Raw genomic sequence first — 15,895 nt, 5'->3', positions numbered from 1 at the left:
GCATCTGACCTGACGCATCGAGCACTGTCACCATTCGCTATCCCTATTCCGCTGTCAGTTGAGGCGTCGTCTCGCTGGCTGAGCAGTATTCCTGGATGCGATTGGCGAGCGCTAGTGCCGAGTGCACACCACGGAGGGGACGGCTTTCCAGCAGGGGCAATACCTCGCGCGACATGCGATTGGCGAGCGTGGCGAGCCTGCGGTCAGTGGGAAGGTCAAGCACAAGTCCAAGCGAGTCGGCTGCCCCGGTGACTTCCCCGGCTATTAGATGCGCGATGGCCGATCCGATGCGAACCTGCGCCCATGTCCCGTAAGCCTGCGGCTCGCCGTCTCTCCATGCCTGTTCGGCACGTTCGGCTGCGAGAAGTGCTTGCTTGGGGCGATTGTCGCTCAGGTGGACGGCGATGGTGTAGTTGGCCTCCCGGGCGGGTCCGCAGCAGAAAGGCCCGCCCAGATGATCCGCTTGAGTGATCTGATCGCGGGCTTGGTGGGCTCGGGCCAGGGCCGCGGTGGCGCGCGTGACGTCCCCTTGCGCCTGCCAGGCGTCAGCCTCCTGGCAGGCTAGAAGCGCGCGGCCGCTGTCGGGGCTTGCCAGGTCATATCCGTGCCGTGCGAGCTGAGCAGCTTCCCGGTACTGGCCCTCCAAGAACGCGCTTTTCGACTGGGCAGACAGCAGCAAGGCGGTCAACGGGGGATGGCTGACCTGGTCAGCGAGGAACCTCCATGTCCTGGGGAAATGCGGTGACCGGGGACGCCATGTACCCGCGAAGCCGCCTGTCCCGTGTACAAGATGTCTCCGGCACGTACGGTGGAGGTCTGAGTTCGTCGGAAGGCGGCCCCGTGGCAGAAGAACAGACAATCGGCCAGAGAGTGCGGCAGTTCCGCTTAGCGAGGGGCATTGAACGCGCGGAGCTTGCAGATCGTCTTGGTTACACAGTTGCGTGGCTGAAGAGTGTCGAGATCGGGAAAAGACAACTCGATCGCTTTTCAGTCATCGCCGCGATCGCTGATGCGCTGCAGGTCGAGGTGGCCACCCTGTTGGGTCTGCCCAACGCCACTGCAGGAGATCGAGAGCATCAACGCGCCCACATAGCCATCCCTCAGCTACGCAAGGTGCTGCTACGTGGCTACCTCCCCAGCCGCGCCGCTGGGGTGCCATTCGAACTCGAGGATCTGCGCGAGCGGGTCAACACAGGGCACCACCAGGCCCGTCACGGCCGGTTCGGCGATCTGCTGACCGACCTGCCGAGACTCCTCATCGACATCGCCTTCACCGCAGCGGGTGTGGAGGGCGTCGAACACGAACGGGCATGCGGGATGCTCGCTGAGGGCCTGCATGACGCTGCGCTGTCGACCAAAAAGCTCGGTTACATCGACCTGGCCACCATCGCTGCCTCGCAAGCGACCCGAGCAGCGGAGTCATCAGGCGATCCACTGCTGATGACCGCGACGCGGTGGACGCAGACCGAGGTGTACCTCGCGGCTGGCGCGGTTGACGAGGCTCATGAACTGCTGGGGTTTTCAATCGACGATTTAGATCCGATGCTGGGCCAAGGCGGCGCCGACGTGTGGTCGCTCTGGGGGACCATGCACCTGGTCGAGGCGACGATACAAGCGCAATGGCAGCGCCGGGGGGAAGCAGCGGCACACCTGGTGGAGGCCGCTGCGGCAGCAGACAGGGTCGGCAGCGGGCGCAACTCCTATATGACCGAGTTCGGTCCGGAGAACCGGGCGCTGATAGCGGTCCAGGTCGACGTCGAGATGGGCGCCGGCCCCGATGCGTTACAGAAGGTGGAAGGCACCCCCATCGACAATCTGCCGAAGGAACGGCGTGCACGGCACCGCATTTCCCGCGCTCTGGCGTTCAGCAGGGTCGGTGACGATGACCAGGCCATGCAGGAGCTACTGGAGGGTCATCAGATCGCACCAGAATGCGTGACCAACCACCCGCTGGCACGTGATGTGGTTAAAACAGCCGCGCGTCGAGCGCTCACGTTGAGCGGTCCGATTGCCACGGTTGTCAACCGATTGGGCGTTCCGATCTGACGGATGGCTGAAGAAAATTGGGCGGCGGGGACACGGTGTCCCCGCCGCCCTTTACTTTGCTTCGTATCGTCTCCTATGACCCGCTGGGAAGCGTCCTAGCACGCGTAGTAAGACCTTCTCGCGTGCTGCGCTCCTGCGAGTCACGCTGTATCCGAATTGCGGCATATGGGCTGGCGAGGCCGAATGACGACGAACCAACACCTTGAATGGGATGCCAAGTCTCTTACCCCCGAAGAGTCGACAGCGCTGGGGAAAATGCCACGCGTCTCGGCGATATACCAGTGTCTTCTCAGGGACGGCAAGGACGCGCTGCCGGTCGATCGTGAGGCGGCGGCGGAAATCCTTGCCATCAACCCGAATGGTCGTCGGGTTGTGCGCGCGACCCGCAGCTTCCGGCCGCGCAGCGCGGTACGTCGTCAGCGAGGCGCGTATCCGGCAGGTTGTGGACACCGCAGCCTGCGACTTAACACCTCAGGCTTTCCTCCGCTTCGCTTGCTCACGAGGGGACAGATACACGGTGACCTGTACTTCCCCGACCATGGGCGCCCGTTCTGCATCGTCTCAGGCGCCTTCCGGGTGCTTCCTCGCTACATCGGCTGGGGAGGTCAGATGCTGATCGCGTCGTGGAATCTGAGAGACGGCGGAATCGATGCTGGTGACACCAGCCGCTTGGAACGCCAACTACGTCTCCTGGCCGACGTGCGTGCTGATGTCGTACTGATCCAGGAGGCCAAGCACTGGTTGACCGATGGCGCCCGATGGCTTCACCTGGCCAACTGCATCTTGGGGATGTCCGGCTATATCGCGCGTGCTGAGCGTCATGACTGCAATCTGGTGGTGTTCATCCGACCCCGTTGCGGGTTGGTGCCGGTGAGGGAACGGCACGAGGTTCACGCACCGTTTTGGCATGCTCAAGCTCGCGTTGAATGCCGCGTGGCCGGCGGTGACGTTCCGGTTGTACTTGCCTCAGCGCACTTCGCGCCCTTCGATCCGGTGATTCGCGAGCAGGAGGCACGCGCGTCCAGCGACCTGGCGAAGGGCCTGACCGTGTTGGGCGGTGATTTCAACGACTCTGGCTTGGGGGATCCGCCCGTTGATTGGGAATCCCTACCCGGATACAAGGCCGTCCGGCATGGCCCAGACGACCAGGCCGCGGCCCGTGTCTTGCACCAGGCCGGGTACATCGATGTCGCCGCCTACCTTGCCGATCACCAGAATGACCCCCGGTTACGCGCTCCCACCGCGGGGTTCGGGCACGGTTTGGCCCCCATCCGATGCGACCGCATCCATGTCACGGCGCCCATGGTGGGCGCCATCCGTGGATACCGGTTAGTCGAACAAGACCAGTCCGATCACCACCTGATCACTGTCGATCTGGATCTCAGCCAGTTGCCCGACCTGGCGACCCGCCAAGCCCTGTCGTGAGCGCGCGCCACGCGCACGAAAGGGCATGAGCCGGAGCTCACCGTCGACGGCTGAGCTCCCGCCAGGCCGGTGGCCCCGGGGGCACCTCCTCCCCGGGGCCTACCGAGCGGCCCCAGCGGATCTCGGCTTGGGTCGGCCCACCTCTCCCCCCACTGAAAGGAACCCTGTGTCCATCCGCATAAAACGATCAAGTGAGGAGCAGGCGAGCAAGGCTCAGCCGCAGAAGTTCCGCGACGCTATGAACCAATGGCTAACCAGTCAGGCGCTGGCTGGGAAGTACCCCGGGCGGGTCGTGCTCGCGCGTACCGCGATAGCGGGGGTTCTCCTAGGAGCCGGGGTGCTTTTGCGGGTTGTCACCAACGTGTCGTTGCCGGTTTCACTCGCGCTAGGCGGCGGCGCCCTGTTGGGGGCGGGGTTGTGGCTACGGCGGCACGTGCGCGGGACCCTGGGGCCGGTGGACTGGGACACTGCTCCCTTGCACTGGGAGACCTCGCGTATGCGAATGCCGGAGACGAACGCTGATCTCATCGACAGGCTCATTAGTGACACCATGTCGCGGTATCCCAGCATCGAAGGCATCCACCCCTGCAACCCCTGGTGCTATAAGACCGACGGCGGCCCGTGTGAGCACCCGTATTGCCTCACCGTGGGAGTGCTGTGGGTGGGCTCACGCCGGGTGATGGTGGTCCACCACCGCACAGCGGATCTGCCTGCGCCCACGTTGGAGGCGCTGCTTCACCACGAGATGAGGCACGCCACCGGCGTCATGAGCATCTACGCAACCGCGCAGGTCACCTTGGGCCTGGTCGGGTACGCGGTCGCTGGATTTGTCGCCCTGCCCGTGCTTGTCACGGTGCCTCTGATGTGGGGCATCACCGGAGCGATCGCGTGGGTCAATGAGCTGATCTGCGATATCGCCTCAGTCCGTCGCACGGGGTTGAGCGCCGCCCTGGCTGCGTTGAATGCCACCAAGATTGACTGGGCAGCGACTCCATGGCGGTACAAGATCCTCACGTGTTTAAGGATGGCTCTGTTCCCCCAACACCCGCCGAAGTGGCTACGGGACGCCGCCGTGCGTGCTGCCGCTCTGATCGCCTAGACCGGTGCGCGAGAAGGTCGCCTTGGTCCTGTGCCATCGCCCTCGACCCTTCCGCTTTGCTCGTGGGACAAGCGGGAGCTTGACGCCTAGCCGATATGGAACTCGCCCCGCCGAGGGGTGAGCCGGCTAGGTGGCTGGCCCGGGGTCCACCTCCCCGGAAGCCACGTGAACTGTCCGAGTCACCTCTTCTCTTCGGGATACCCACATGAGATTACGAAGCGCACTTGCCGCCTCACTTACCGTGGGGTTAGTGGGTCTCGCCACCGCTTGCAGCGAGACACCAGCCGACCCAACCGGTCTACGGCCAGAGAAATCGACGATCACGGTCGCCCGGATGCCGATCCCCGACTGCGCCACCCTCAAGATCGCCCAGGATAAGGGCTACTTTTCCCGGGAAGGCCTGAAGGTGGATGCCTCCGAGATCCAGAGCGGCGGGCTGGCCTTCGCACCGCTGCAGGGCGGCAGCCTGGACATCTCGATCGGCAACTACGTCTCGACGATCGCCGCTCAAGCCCAAGGCGCCGGCCCGTTCCAGTTCCTCAACGACGCCTACCAGGCCGCCCCGGGAACCTTTGTCGTCATGGTGCCCAAAACCTCCAAAGCCCAAGAGCTGAAGGACCTGCGCGGCAAGAGGATCGCGGTCGCCGCCCTGCACAGCATCATCACCCTCGGCGTGGAGAACGGGCTGGCCACGGCCGGCCTCAAGGCGTCCGACGTGCAGATGGTCCCCATGGCGTTGCCGCAGATGATCGCCGCCGCGGTCACCGGGCAGGTCGACGCCGTCGTGCTCGTCGAGCCATTCATCAGCGCGTTCGCCACCCAGCACGGGGCGCGCGAGATCTATGACCTGATGAGCGGATCCATGGCGAACTTCCCCATCGCCGGGTGGATGACCACGGTGGAGTTCGCCAAGAAGAACCCCAAGACCGTCGCCGCGTTTCAGCGGGCGATGGAAGCTGCCCAGGCTGACGCGGCCCGCGATCCTGACTTGGTCGAAAATGCCATCCCGAAGTACACCCGGATCGAAGCGAACATCGCGAGCAACATCAGGCTGGGCACTTTCCCGGTGAGCCTGGAACCGATCCGAATCCAGCGGGTCGCCGACCGGATGAAGGAACTCGGCTACCTCGACACCCCGATGGATGTGACCCTGCTGCTCGCGGGTTCCGGCGCGACCCCGGCGGTGAAGGCATCGTGAGCGACCCGCTGCCCCGCAGAACCCGCCGTCCCGGCTCACCTGCCCATCTGGTGCCCTCGGTGGTCGAGGTGTCCCCGGCCGACACGATTCAACGGATCATCGCCGGGGGGCTACTCGCTCGAGCTCTGGACGTCTTCGTTGAGCTCGGCTGCCCGCAGCAGCTCGCCATCTACGGGGAGCAGAGCGCGCAGGAGCTGGCCAAACGCGTCAGGGCGCAACCCCGGCAGCTGGCCACCATCCTGAACGCGCTGCTGTCCGACAGCATCGTGAACCGCACGGAGATCGGCCATTACGTGCTCGGCATGACCGGGCAGACGCTGCTGGCCGACCATGAGAACACGATGCTGCCCTCGGTGCGAATCAACGCCCATCGGTTGTGGCGGGCCGCCATGGACGAGTTGACCGACACGGTACGCACGGGGCGGGCAGCCGTTACCGATGCCCACGGTGGCCTGTACGCGTACTTGGAGGCGCACCCGGAGACGGCGGCGTTGTTCGACTGGTACATGGAGTCGCGGACCCGGCGGATCGCCCCAGCAGTGGCCCGGCGCGAATTCGGCGCGACCGTCGTTGACCTGGGCGGCGGGACCGGTCATCTGCTGGCCGCGGTCCTGCGCGCGCACCGTGATGCCACCGGGGTGCTGGTGGAGCGGGAATCGGTGGCCCGCCGCGCCCGCGCCTACCTGGAAGAGCAGAACATCGGCGGCCGGTGGGAAGTCCTCGCCGGCGACATCTTCCACACCATCCCCCCGGGCACCGACTACGTGCTGGCCAGCGTGCTGCACAACCTCGACGACGCACGCGCCGGGAGCCTGCTCGCCGCCGTGCGCGACACCATGACCGCCGACTCCCGGTTGTGGCTGATCGACATGCTCACCCCCGGCGGCTCGGAACCGCACCCGGCGCACGCCATCGCGCTGCGCATGCTGGGGTTGTTCGCCACCACAGAGCGGACGGTCCAGCAGTACACCGACCTGCTCACCGGGGCCGGCCTGTGGCCTGACCGGCGAATGCAGTCCCTGCCGTGGGGTCTGTCTCTGATCACCTGCACTATCGCTCCACCCCCTGCCGGCAGCTGAAACGGCGGAACCCGCCGAGGTGAGGCATCACCTGGCGGGCTCCTTGACCGCACATCGGAGGTGCGACCCATGGATGACTGTAGAGGCCTGCCGCTGCCCCTGCGCAAGGACTTCGGGCAAGGAGTGGATCAATGAACAGGGCGACGTCCCGTGGCCGGCATAGCAAGGGACAACCTCGAACCACCAAGGCGGTGCCGCGGCGGCCGTGGGACCTGGCGCAGCGGGCGGAGGCTGACCGGGTCAACGCGCTGGAGCCGGGGTGGCTGGTTTTGTACCGGCTGCATGACAGGCACTTCGAGGCCATCCCCTGCGTGGAGGGAATCGCGTCCCCCGTGACCGCCCCCACTATGCAAGCCCTGCGGGAGGCGATGCGGGACGCGGAGCTTTTTCGCAGGCCGGGGGCACGAGCGTGACGGGCGAGGCACCCTGGCCGGCGTGGGACCCGCCCTCGATCCTTGATGTCCCGCGCCGGACACGCAAGATCGCCGAGGAGTTGACGGCGGAGTTGGCGCGCTGCAACGTGCCGGCCAACCGGTACGGGCTGCCGGACGGCACCGCAGCCGTGTCGCTGTGGCGCCACGTGGTCGCCTTCACCGATGGGCGGCGTATCTGGTGGGACTCCCTGCGTCTCAGCGCCAAGGGCAGACCGCTGTTCAGCCACGCGCGCACCCCTGAAGGCGCGGCCCGGCTACTGCTGCCCCTCTACCTGCATGCCCGGCGCCGGTGGCCGGCCGAATCGCTGGATGCGCCGAAGAACCCGAAATCGCCCAACCCACCGCAAGCCTCACAGGGCGGCAAGGCGGCGCCGGTGAACCCCGAGGAACTCCCGGGATAGCGGATGCCGCTGACACCTTCGCAGACGAGGGGCTGGGGGCCTGCGCATCGAGTCGTCAGGTCCCCCGCCCTTTCCCCCCAAGCAGCCCAGACCGAAACCGACACGCTGGGCAACTCACATATCGTCCACGCCGGGAGGTCGGTCCGATGTCTGGCCGCAAATACGCCAAGCAGACGACTGAAGAGCGGCTCGCCGACCAAAAGGAGCGGCTCATCGCCGCCGCCCACCAACTGTTCGGCACTGTCGGGTTCACCGACACCACAGTCGCGGACCTCTACGGTCAGGCGTCGGTGTCGGCCCGCACGTTCTACGAATGCTTCCCCGGTTCCCCTCGCGCTCGTGGGCGCGTGGAGCTGCTGAAACTGGTGTACGACCGGTGCGCACAGCAAGCCATCCACACGGTCCGGGACGCGGTATCGCACCTGCACAAGGACTCACCGCAGCGGACACGCTTGGCAGTCGAGGCGTACGTGCTGTTCGTGACCGGCGACCCGCGCAGAGCCCGGATCTTGTACCGGGAAGCCAACCACGGCGGCGACTATCTACGACCCTCGCGGGAGCAGACGACCACGCACCTGGCCACGCTGCTCGGCTCCACAAACCACCCGCAAGAGGCCCTGATCGCCAGAGGGGTCGTGGCCGCCCTGGAAGGGCTGCTGGCCAATGAGGAACACACCTCCACCACCGACATCAGCGCGGCCGCCATGCACATCGCCCGACGAGCATTCGAGGAATCGGAGCACCCATTGACCGATGAATCATCGCCCCTGCGCGACAAGCCGGCCCCCGCGCAGCCGTTCCCCACCATCAACACCACCGTGGCCTCGACCGCGCGCATGTATGACGTGTTGCTCGGCGGCAAGGACAACTTCTCCGTCGACCGGGACGCGGTACGACGACTCATCGAGGCCATGCCCGAGGCCCCGGAACTGGCGATGGCGAACCGGGCATTCATGGCTCGCGCAGTCCGGTACTGCGCCACCGCTGTCTCCCAGATCATCGACCTGGGCACCGGGATCCCCACCTCACCCAACGTGGACGAGGTGGCCCGGCAGGTGAACCCGAACGCGGTCGTCGCAGGAGTCGACAACGACCCTATTGTGCTGTCCCACGTCCGGGCTTTGCACGCCGGCATGCACATCATCGATGGCGACGTCCGCGAACCCGAGCAGGTCATCCGCAAGCTCACCGAGATCATCGACTTCGACCGGCCGGTGGCGTTGGTCGCGACATCGCTGCTGAACTTCATCCCTGACGACCCAGGCGGCATCGTGGGCGTGTTCCGCACCATGATGTGCCCAGGGAGCATGCTGGTGGTATCGCACGGCACCGACGAGGGAGCACCCCCTGAGACGGTGGCCCGGTTCCGCGAGGTGTACGCCCACGCGGAATCACCAGCGGTGTTCCGCAGCATCAACCAGATCGAGGCCATCTTCGACGGGTTCACCCTGGTAGACCCCGGCCTGGTCGACGTGCAGTACTGGCGGCCTGACGGCTTCACCGACGAGCCGCTGACGATCCGCATGCTCGGCGGAGTCGGCCGGATGGGAACCGCCGTCGACGGTGAGCCGGTGTCCTCGTAGCTCCCGCAACACCCACCATGAGCTGTCACGGCCCGCACCGCCTGCCCATGGCGGAGCCGTGACACCGGTCGGGCAACCTCGCCACCCCCTGCCCTGGCAGAGACCCGGCCGGACAGCGGTGGCCCCGAGCCGGCGCCCCCTCGGGGTCACCGCATCATCTCTGCACCTCTATGAACGAGAGAAGGACCCTTTGACACCTCTACGCGTAGGCATCTTCTACGACGGCGGCTGGTTCATCCACTTATGGGAGTTTCTGGCAGACAACTCCAAGTGGATGGCCAAGCCCTCGTTCGGCGGCCTCCATGACGTGATGCGCTGGTACCTCCACCGCGAACTGGCGCTACCTCTTGCGCAGATCACCGTGACAGAAGCCCATTATGTGCTTGGCCGTCCCGTCACCTCGGATTATCAAGCCACCAACGGGGATGGACGGTCCAACGCTACGACGTCGAGACAATGGGACCACGCCCTCCGAACCGAGGGTGTCATCCGGCACGACGTCGCATGCACCGACCCCAACGGCAACAACGAAGCGGGCGCTGACGTGGCGCTCGCCTTGATCGCACACGAGCTGGCCATGACCGGCCAGATCGACGCCGCGGTTCTGATCACCGGGGACGCCGACTTCCTCCCACTCATCCACCACCTGCGCAAGCTACAGGTCCGGGTCATCGTTCCCAGCAGCTTCACCCAGGCGGATGGCGCTCCGCACCGGGTGTGGCGGGCACCTCTGCTTACAGACGCCGCCGATCACGCACCCTCGTGGGAATCCTTGCTGGACGCTGGCCTGGCTCCTGATTACCGGCTCAGGTACCCATTCACTGACCCTGTGGCAGGCGCCACAAGCCAACGGGCTTCAGATGGGTACCGATACGGCACCATCCACACATGGAAGCCCCGTTCACCCTACGGATTCATCCGCGATACGAGCGGGCTCGCGTGGTTCGCACACCGCGATGACCTTCCACGTGGCATCCATTCTCTGCCTGCTGGACACGAAGTCCGCTTCAACGGCCGACCCCGATGCCTACCCGGCCAGAAGTACCCTCAGGCCCGTTCCATAGAGCCGTACACGCCAGACACGGACGAATAGCTCACCGCGATGGGGCGCCAGCCGTAGGGTTGGCGCCCCATCGCTAGTCCTCTCCCCCACCACGTGCCACGTCTCCGCCTGGAGGACAAGCTCCATCACCGCGTTCCGCCGCACGCCCCCAGAGCGCGCAGCAGGTAGTGCCGCATCCGCAGGTCCTCCAAGGGCCGGCCGAGGTTCTCCTCCGTCCACCACGGCTCTACCTCATCCCGCGGCGGGCCGAGCAGTTCGGCGACGACGAAGGTGTGACGACCAGCCCAGAACTTCACAGGCTGAGCTTCCTCGTCGAGGACCACGCGGCTGGTTCGTGGTAGCGGCGCATCACCATCGTCTTATGGTGCTACAGCACTCCTGTCAGGGGTCAAAGAGGCTGGCCCCATCCGACGAACGACGGTGGGGCGGCGAATACGATCCCGTAGTCCGCAGCGCTCGCGGGGACGGGCTGCACCATCCCGGCCGGTAGGGACGCGGGGAGCGCGCCGAGGTCGGCCAGGACGTTCACGGTGGCGAACTCGGCGAAAAGGTGAACACGATGTACATCTACGTACACACCGACCCGGCCAACGAACTCCCGAACGCACGATCAACAAGCTGATGAACGCCCACGCCCTGCGCCGCGTGGTCCGTGAAATCAACACCCGGGCCTTTGGCCTTCCTTGGTACGTCCACCCCGCGATCCTCGACCCGGCTCACCGCCATCACCCCTCTGGCCACGACCGACTCCCCCATCTACCGCATCGCCACCGGACAGGACCTCATCCGATGAACACCAGCATGACGAGCGGCCCCGGTCCGAGGGCCGCAGCCCTCAACCGGGCGGAGACTGACCTATGACCAACGACTGCCCGCACTGCCGAGGTTCGTCCGACTACGGGCCCGGCCCCTGCACCTCGTGTGCCTGCCGCACCTGCCGAGGTGCCGCGTTCTTCACCGAAGTCTGTGACGACTGCAACGGCCTGGGCATCCAAACAGCGCAAGCCGTCTACAGGTTCCCGGCTGACCCCGTCACCCCCATGACCGCACCGGAGTACGACGCGATCAAGGAACGGGCCCTCGAACTCGTGCAGACACTGGCCGGCGACGCGGTCACGGCCGAGGCCATGCTCGCTACACGCGGAATCCAACCGGTGTCGATCATGCACGGCGACGCGGAGAGCGAGGCGGACGCTGACCTCATATATAGGATGCTGCCACGCCTGGCGCGGGAAGCCGGCACTGTGCACGCGACGTCAGGCGGCAACGACTACACGACGTTCCTGTTCGATGGGGATGACGCCGAGCAGGCGGCCGTGAGGTTCACCGCAGCGGCGCTGGAAGTCGCCGAGTCGTGGTGGCGGATCACACCGACCGCGCAGCCGGTATGGCGGTGAATGCAGCGGGCGCCCGGCCGCGCCGCCCGGGACCCTCTACTGCTGCACATCGCGCAACGGTGGGCCGTACGGCGCACCAAGAAGAAAGGACCGATCCTCCCCTGATCACCCCTGACAACCAGGAGCAGGTGTAGGCCATGCTCACCGCCGACCGGCACCAACAGCAGGCACGGCGGGTGCTCTGGTCCGGTTGCGCAGGCCTCCGCGATGCGTTGGACCGCCGCAGGTGAACTGCACCGCGACGACCGCGGCTACTACCGCACCGGGGTGCGCGGCGGCCGCGGACGCGCGGTGTCCCCGGACCCGTTTCGGCGCGCTCATCCGAGCCAGCCTGCTGGTCGACGGCGCCACCCTCGACGTCACTCGGACGGTGCGCTCGCGCTCACCGCGTGGAAAGCCGCCAGCGTCGAGCCCGTGGCCGTCGAGCTCGACAAACTCCCCCGCTGCATCAGGGTGAGGAGATCGCCCGCCGGTACCGGGCGTGGCACGAGCAGGCAGACCAGTGGGCCGCCACCTCCCACTCCCGGTTCGAGGCCGCGCTCGCCCTCGTCGAGGCCGCCGAGAAACTCCACCAGGAGCGCCACGCCGAGCGTCAGCAGGCGCCCACGCGCCGGTACGCGACCGTGTGAGACGCGATCAACGCCGAAGACGAGTGGATCAGGTACGACCAGAACATCGGCGACGTCGAGACCTTCACCGGTGAGGCACCAAAGGCCGCTGAGGTGACATCCCCGGTGCGCACCGCTTCCCGGCCAGTCGGCCGCGGGGCCTTCGCGCAGCCTCAGACCGTGCGCCGTGCGCAGCACCGCGCACCCAAGCGGCAGCGGCAGCGGCAGCGGCCAAACCGAACAGGGGTCCGGAAGTCCTGGTCGGGCTCTATGCGTCCCTGAGACCAACCGGCGGCAGCAACCCGCAAAGGCGATCGACGATCACGATTTGTGCGCAAGTGATGCCCAACTGTCAACAAACGGCGACGATACCGGTGTGAACCGACGCCGGACCCTCTGGATCGTCACGGTCGCCGCAGCGGCCATCCTCGCGCTGACCGGACTGTCGGCCATGGTCGTGCGGGCGATGAAACCGGCCACCGAGGTCAACCTCGCCGACGCAGCCGCAGTGACACTGGCCACCGCCACAGCTGTGGCCGCCGTGCTGGCCTGGGCCAAACGCGCCAAGGTAGCCGCCCCACTGCGAACCCCGCCGAGGTGGACACCGCCGCCCAGGTGCTCAGCGGCCATCGACCGCCGCGGCAATGAGCTCGTCGGCGGCCTCGTTGTAGGTGCCGATGAGCTCGTCCCACGCGCGGACCCACGCGGCGGTGAGGTCGCGGGTGACCCCGTCAACGATCTTGTCGAGGTTCTGCCTCACCTCCCGGACCAGGCGGAGCGTCCGTTCGGTGATCGCCACGCCGACCCCCGTCCCGCCCGTCGACGGCATCGTGGACGGCGGCAAAGCGGAGCTTCGCCTCGTGGGGGACTACTTCTCGGCGGGGACCGCAGATGCACGCGTAGGCGGCGATGTGCTCGATGGCGTCGGCGACGGGGACGAGGTGGAGGGTCATACGGTTACCGGCTCCCTCGCGGGGTCCTGGCCGGGCTGGCTCGGGTCGCCGCCGCCGAACGCGGACGCGGGGTCTTCGCCGCGGCGGAATCGGTCAACGGCCTCCTGCCCTGCGGTGTCTCTGGGGGAGATGAACTCGCCGTTGTCTCCGGTCACGTGGGCGATGATCTCGTCCACGTCGCGCACCTTGAGTACCTGAAGCAGCAGCCGGACCACTACCAGCGGGGGCAGGTACTGGGTGCTGTCGGCCTCGACCACAGACTTCACCAGCTGGGACTGGTCGACGTCGTCCAGGTCGGGCCGATATCGATGGTCCGCTCGGTCGCGCCGCGCAGGGTGATGATCTCCTGGCCGTCCTCGTCGAGCGTGACGGTGCCCTTGAGCGGCCCCATCGGCGCCTTGACGGCCTGGTCGATCACGTAGCTGGTCAGGGTCCGATGGACGTCCGACCACAGCTCGCGCCGCATCTGGAAGGCCAGCTCGGTGGGCTGGTCCAGCGTTTCGGCGGTCGCACGGGCGCCGGTGGTGCCGGGGTCGCCGAGCAGCATCGTCACCGGGACGTCGAGCGCGGCCTGATGTCGGTGGCGTGCTTTGATCATTCGACGCTGCCAGAGTGAGGTGCGCGCGGGCGAGTGCCCTGCCGTGCTCGGCGAGCCACCGTCCGAGGTCTTCGCAGTCATCGGCCGTGACCGGCACGGCGAGCGCCAGCAGGTGGAGCTCGCCCGGGCGGCAGCCGCGGTGCAGCTGCACGGGCAAGCGGGGGTGGGCGGTGACCAGGGAGAGGGAGGAGTTCATCGCACTTCTATCGTCCCAGGAAACCCGGGCGCCCGTCAGCCGGTGTGACACTCCACCCAGGCGCGCTCTGGGTGAAGGGGGGACGCCTTTTCCATACGGGATCAGGGCCGCGGTATGAGGCCGCCTTAAAGAGGGCGGCGAACGGTCTCGGGCCGTGCCGTTGCTCCAACCAGGCGTGTAGGTCTACCAGGCAGCCGCTGATCATCGCTTCGACGATGGTGTTGTGCAGGCCCTCGGTTTCGGATCGGCCGACCTCCGCGAGGGACCCTTGGTATGCGGTGTGCCGGGCTGCTATCCGTTCGCACCTTCCGGTTGTGGCGTGTCTCCATCACGGTCGGGCAGCGCGGGTGAGCGCATCATGCGGCGGTTGGCGGGAACGGGTCTTGGGACCATCCGGCTGAAATCGAACGCTAAACCTCCCCGCCGTAGGTCAAGGCTAGGGAGAGCTCCGCTGGGGTGTTCGGGAGCCACTCATGGCGAGAGACCGGCGTACTGATCCATCACCGGGCAGCGTGGACGCTGTGACTGAACGTACTTGGTTGCTACTTTCGGTGACTGCGCGCGCGCGTAGATCCTCTTGGCTGGCCGTCTTCTCGTTCTCCCAGATAAGGAGCATCTTTGTTATGTCCATCATCAGTCGCATGGCCGTACTCGCCGCAGCGGCGGCCACCTCGACCCTCACCTCGCTGACGCTCACGCCCGCCGCGCATGCCGAGCCGCAGACCAACCGGGAGTTCATCAACCGGATGGACGGCAGCCGCCTGGCCACATTGAGCGACAGCGTCGCAGAGGGAGCCGAGGCGATCTCCCTGCGCCACCCGAACTGGAAGTACCGCACCGCCAAGTGGACCTACGAGGTCAAGGCGGACGGCCACTACGTGATCAAGAACGAGGCGGCCAACAAGTGCTTGCAACCCGCCATCGCCAGCCCCGTCGGAGGTACCAAGGTCGTGATCCGCACCTGTAACGGCTCGCAGTTGCAGGACTGGTCGCGTCGCCCGGAAGAATCCGACATCGGTCATCCCACCGGGTGGGGCGCCTACCGCCCCCGCGTCAACACCGCCATCGCGCTGACCCTGGACACCTACCACGGACCAGGAAGCTGGAACACCCTCTACCTCAACCGGGACCAGAACTCCTCCGACCGACTGTGGCGCTTCCTTCGGGAAGGCCACACCTGGTAAGCCAGCACGAGCTGGAACGAGCGGGGAGCCCAGGAAACCTCACCAGGGGCTCCTAGGCTCGCTGTACCGCAGCACCTTCTGCGCGGGCTGCGCCGACCCGGTGGCATGACTTGTATCCGCCGGGGCAGACCCCCACCCTCTGTGGTCTGGCCGGTCGTCACCGCCCAGGTCGTGCTGCGCGCCGACCTACTCCGGGGCCTGACCCCGTATCTGGTCGAGTTCGACCTGCTGGGCGACGAGGATCCGGGCTATGGACAGCAGGCAGGCAGTGTCAGCACCGTCAGGGTCGACCGCGTGGGCGCTTTCGTAGATGGCGACAGCTTTGTGACAGTCGTCAACCAGGCGCAGTTGCTCTTTGGCCCGCTTGACTTGTTCGCGTTCTCTGATTGGGATGACCCCTTGGGCACGTTGGGCGTTGAGTTGGGCGAGGGTGTCACGGGCGGCTTGTTCGGTGGTGTCGAGTTGAGACCTCAGGTGCTCTACGCAGTCCACGGTGTGCCTTTGCGTGTCGTCCCGGTACGTCCGGTATTGCCATCAGCGCGGGCTTAGGGCCCGTTTAGTTATGACGCAGGGCGGAACGCGGAGGTTGTCCAATGCCGGGCAGGGTTGAGTGGGCAAGCGGGGATGCGGT

General features: G+C 66.4%; 18 protein-coding genes. 12 read left to right on the top strand and 6 right to left on the bottom strand.

From position 1 onward, the window contains the following. Positions 1–43: 43 nt before the first annotated feature. Positions 44–688, bottom strand: a complete 645-nt coding sequence (locus ABD810_RS38625) for a hypothetical protein (protein WP_344952832.1) — start codon at positions 686–688, stop codon at positions 44–46. A gap of 152 nt (positions 689–840) precedes the next feature. On the opposite strand from ABD810_RS38625, the gene ABD810_RS38620 reads away from it, so the two are divergent. The 9 genes from ABD810_RS38620 to ABD810_RS38580 all read left to right on the top strand — a co-directional run bounded on the left by ABD810_RS38620 (position 841) and on the right by ABD810_RS38580 (position 10,358). Further along, positions 841–2,046, top strand: coding sequence for a helix-turn-helix domain-containing protein (locus ABD810_RS38620; protein WP_344952829.1), 1,206 nt, complete (start codon positions 841–843; stop codon positions 2,044–2,046). 183 nt (positions 2,047–2,229) lie between these two features. After that, on the top strand, positions 2,230–3,471 hold the full coding sequence (locus ABD810_RS38615) for an endonuclease/exonuclease/phosphatase family protein (RefSeq protein WP_344952827.1): 1,242 nt from the start codon (positions 2,230–2,232) through the stop codon (positions 3,469–3,471). Between the two features lie 166 nt (positions 3,472–3,637). Then, positions 3,638–4,570 carry a hypothetical protein gene (locus ABD810_RS38610; RefSeq protein ID WP_344952825.1) on the top strand — a complete coding sequence of 311 codons (933 nt, stop codon included), beginning with the start codon at positions 3,638–3,640 and terminating at the stop codon, positions 4,568–4,570. A gap of 205 nt (positions 4,571–4,775) precedes the next feature. Next, entirely contained in the window at positions 4,776–5,768 is a 993-nt protein-coding gene (locus ABD810_RS38605) for an ABC transporter substrate-binding protein (RefSeq protein ID WP_344952823.1), read from the top strand. Beyond that, positions 5,765–6,847 (top strand): methyltransferase, encoded by a 1,083-nt coding sequence (locus tag ABD810_RS38600; protein ID WP_344952821.1) that lies wholly within the window; start codon positions 5,765–5,767, stop codon positions 6,845–6,847. The genes ABD810_RS38605 and ABD810_RS38600 overlap by 4 nt, the downstream gene beginning before the upstream one ends. A gap of 131 nt (positions 6,848–6,978) precedes the next feature. Further along, positions 6,979–7,260, top strand: coding sequence for a hypothetical protein (locus ABD810_RS38595; RefSeq protein ID WP_344952819.1), 282 nt, complete (start codon positions 6,979–6,981; stop codon positions 7,258–7,260). Beyond that, a complete protein-coding gene (locus ABD810_RS38590; RefSeq protein ID WP_344952817.1) occupies positions 7,257–7,682 on the top strand; it encodes a hypothetical protein in 426 nt (141 codons plus the stop codon). The genes ABD810_RS38595 and ABD810_RS38590 overlap by 4 nt, the downstream gene beginning before the upstream one ends. A gap of 146 nt (positions 7,683–7,828) precedes the next feature. Continuing rightward, entirely contained in the window at positions 7,829–9,265 is a 1,437-nt protein-coding gene (locus ABD810_RS38585; protein ID WP_344952815.1) for an SAM-dependent methyltransferase, read from the top strand. A gap of 190 nt (positions 9,266–9,455) precedes the next feature. After that, on the top strand, positions 9,456–10,358 hold the full coding sequence (locus ABD810_RS38580; protein ID WP_344952813.1) for an NYN domain-containing protein: 903 nt from the start codon (positions 9,456–9,458) through the stop codon (positions 10,356–10,358). 95 nt (positions 10,359–10,453) lie between these two features. Here ABD810_RS38580 and ABD810_RS38575 read toward each other — a convergent pair whose 3' ends face one another. Further along, a complete protein-coding gene (locus tag ABD810_RS38575) occupies positions 10,454–10,624 on the bottom strand; it encodes a hypothetical protein (RefSeq protein WP_344952811.1) in 171 nt (56 codons plus the stop codon). A gap of 561 nt (positions 10,625–11,185) precedes the next feature. On the opposite strand from ABD810_RS38575, the gene ABD810_RS38570 reads away from it, so the two are divergent. Next, positions 11,186–11,725, top strand: a complete 540-nt coding sequence (locus tag ABD810_RS38570; RefSeq protein WP_344952810.1) for a hypothetical protein — start codon at positions 11,186–11,188, stop codon at positions 11,723–11,725. Between the two features lie 359 nt (positions 11,726–12,084). On the opposite strand, the gene ABD810_RS38565 is transcribed toward ABD810_RS38570, so the two are convergent. The 4 genes from ABD810_RS38565 to ABD810_RS38550 form a co-directional block, all read right to left on the bottom strand. Continuing rightward, entirely contained in the window at positions 12,085–12,531 is a 447-nt protein-coding gene (locus ABD810_RS38565) for a hypothetical protein (protein WP_344952809.1), read from the bottom strand. A gap of 421 nt (positions 12,532–12,952) precedes the next feature. Next, positions 12,953–13,132 (bottom strand): hypothetical protein, encoded by a 180-nt coding sequence (locus ABD810_RS38560; RefSeq protein WP_344952808.1) that lies wholly within the window; start codon positions 13,130–13,132, stop codon positions 12,953–12,955. A 150-nt stretch (positions 13,133–13,282) separates the two neighbouring features. Continuing rightward, positions 13,283–13,552, bottom strand: a complete 270-nt coding sequence (locus ABD810_RS38555; protein WP_344952807.1) for a hypothetical protein — start codon at positions 13,550–13,552, stop codon at positions 13,283–13,285. Further along, positions 13,549–13,884 carry a hypothetical protein gene (locus ABD810_RS38550; RefSeq protein WP_344952805.1) on the bottom strand — a complete coding sequence of 112 codons (336 nt, stop codon included), beginning with the start codon at positions 13,882–13,884 and terminating at the stop codon, positions 13,549–13,551. The genes ABD810_RS38555 and ABD810_RS38550 overlap by 4 nt, the downstream gene beginning before the upstream one ends. Before the next feature lie 819 nt (positions 13,885–14,703). On the opposite strand from ABD810_RS38550, the gene ABD810_RS38545 reads away from it, so the two are divergent. Together ABD810_RS38545 and ABD810_RS38540 are read left to right on the top strand one after the other, a co-directional pair. Beyond that, on the top strand, positions 14,704–15,264 hold the full coding sequence (locus ABD810_RS38545; RefSeq protein WP_344952803.1) for an RICIN domain-containing protein: 561 nt from the start codon (positions 14,704–14,706) through the stop codon (positions 15,262–15,264). A 141-nt stretch (positions 15,265–15,405) separates the two neighbouring features. Continuing rightward, positions 15,406–15,813: a hypothetical protein gene (locus ABD810_RS38540; protein WP_344952801.1), complete on the top strand. Its 408-nt coding sequence runs from the start codon at positions 15,406–15,408 to the stop codon at positions 15,811–15,813. Positions 15,814–15,895: the final 82 nt, after the last annotated feature.

Origin of the sequence: Sphaerisporangium flaviroseum, from assembly GCF_039537005.1 — a bacterium.
Lineage (GTDB): Bacteria > Actinomycetota > Actinomycetes > Streptosporangiales > Streptosporangiaceae > Sphaerisporangium > Sphaerisporangium flaviroseum.
This window is presented reverse-complemented; position numbering and strand designations above follow the sequence as displayed.

What these genes read in the sequence shown, in the direction of transcription:
- ABD810_RS38615 (WP_344952827.1), top strand. Translation starts at nt 2,230, where the DNA reads ATGACGACGAACCAACACCTTGAATGGGATGCCAAGTCTCTTACCCCC.
- ABD810_RS38605 (WP_344952823.1), top strand. Translation starts at nt 4,776, where the DNA reads ATGAGATTACGAAGCGCACTTGCCGCCTCACTTACCGTGGGGTTAGTG.
- ABD810_RS38595 (WP_344952819.1), top strand. Translation starts at nt 6,979, where the DNA reads ATGAACAGGGCGACGTCCCGTGGCCGGCATAGCAAGGGACAACCTCGA.
- ABD810_RS38585 (WP_344952815.1), top strand. Translation starts at nt 7,829, where the DNA reads ATGTCTGGCCGCAAATACGCCAAGCAGACGACTGAAGAGCGGCTCGCC.
- ABD810_RS38570 (WP_344952810.1), top strand. Translation starts at nt 11,186, where the DNA reads ATGACCAACGACTGCCCGCACTGCCGAGGTTCGTCCGACTACGGGCCC.
- ABD810_RS38550 (WP_344952805.1), bottom strand. Translation starts at nt 13,884, where the DNA reads ATGATCAAAGCACGCCACCGACATCAGGCCGCGCTCGACGTCCCGGTG.
- ABD810_RS38545 (WP_344952803.1), top strand. Translation starts at nt 14,704, where the DNA reads ATGTCCATCATCAGTCGCATGGCCGTACTCGCCGCAGCGGCGGCCACC.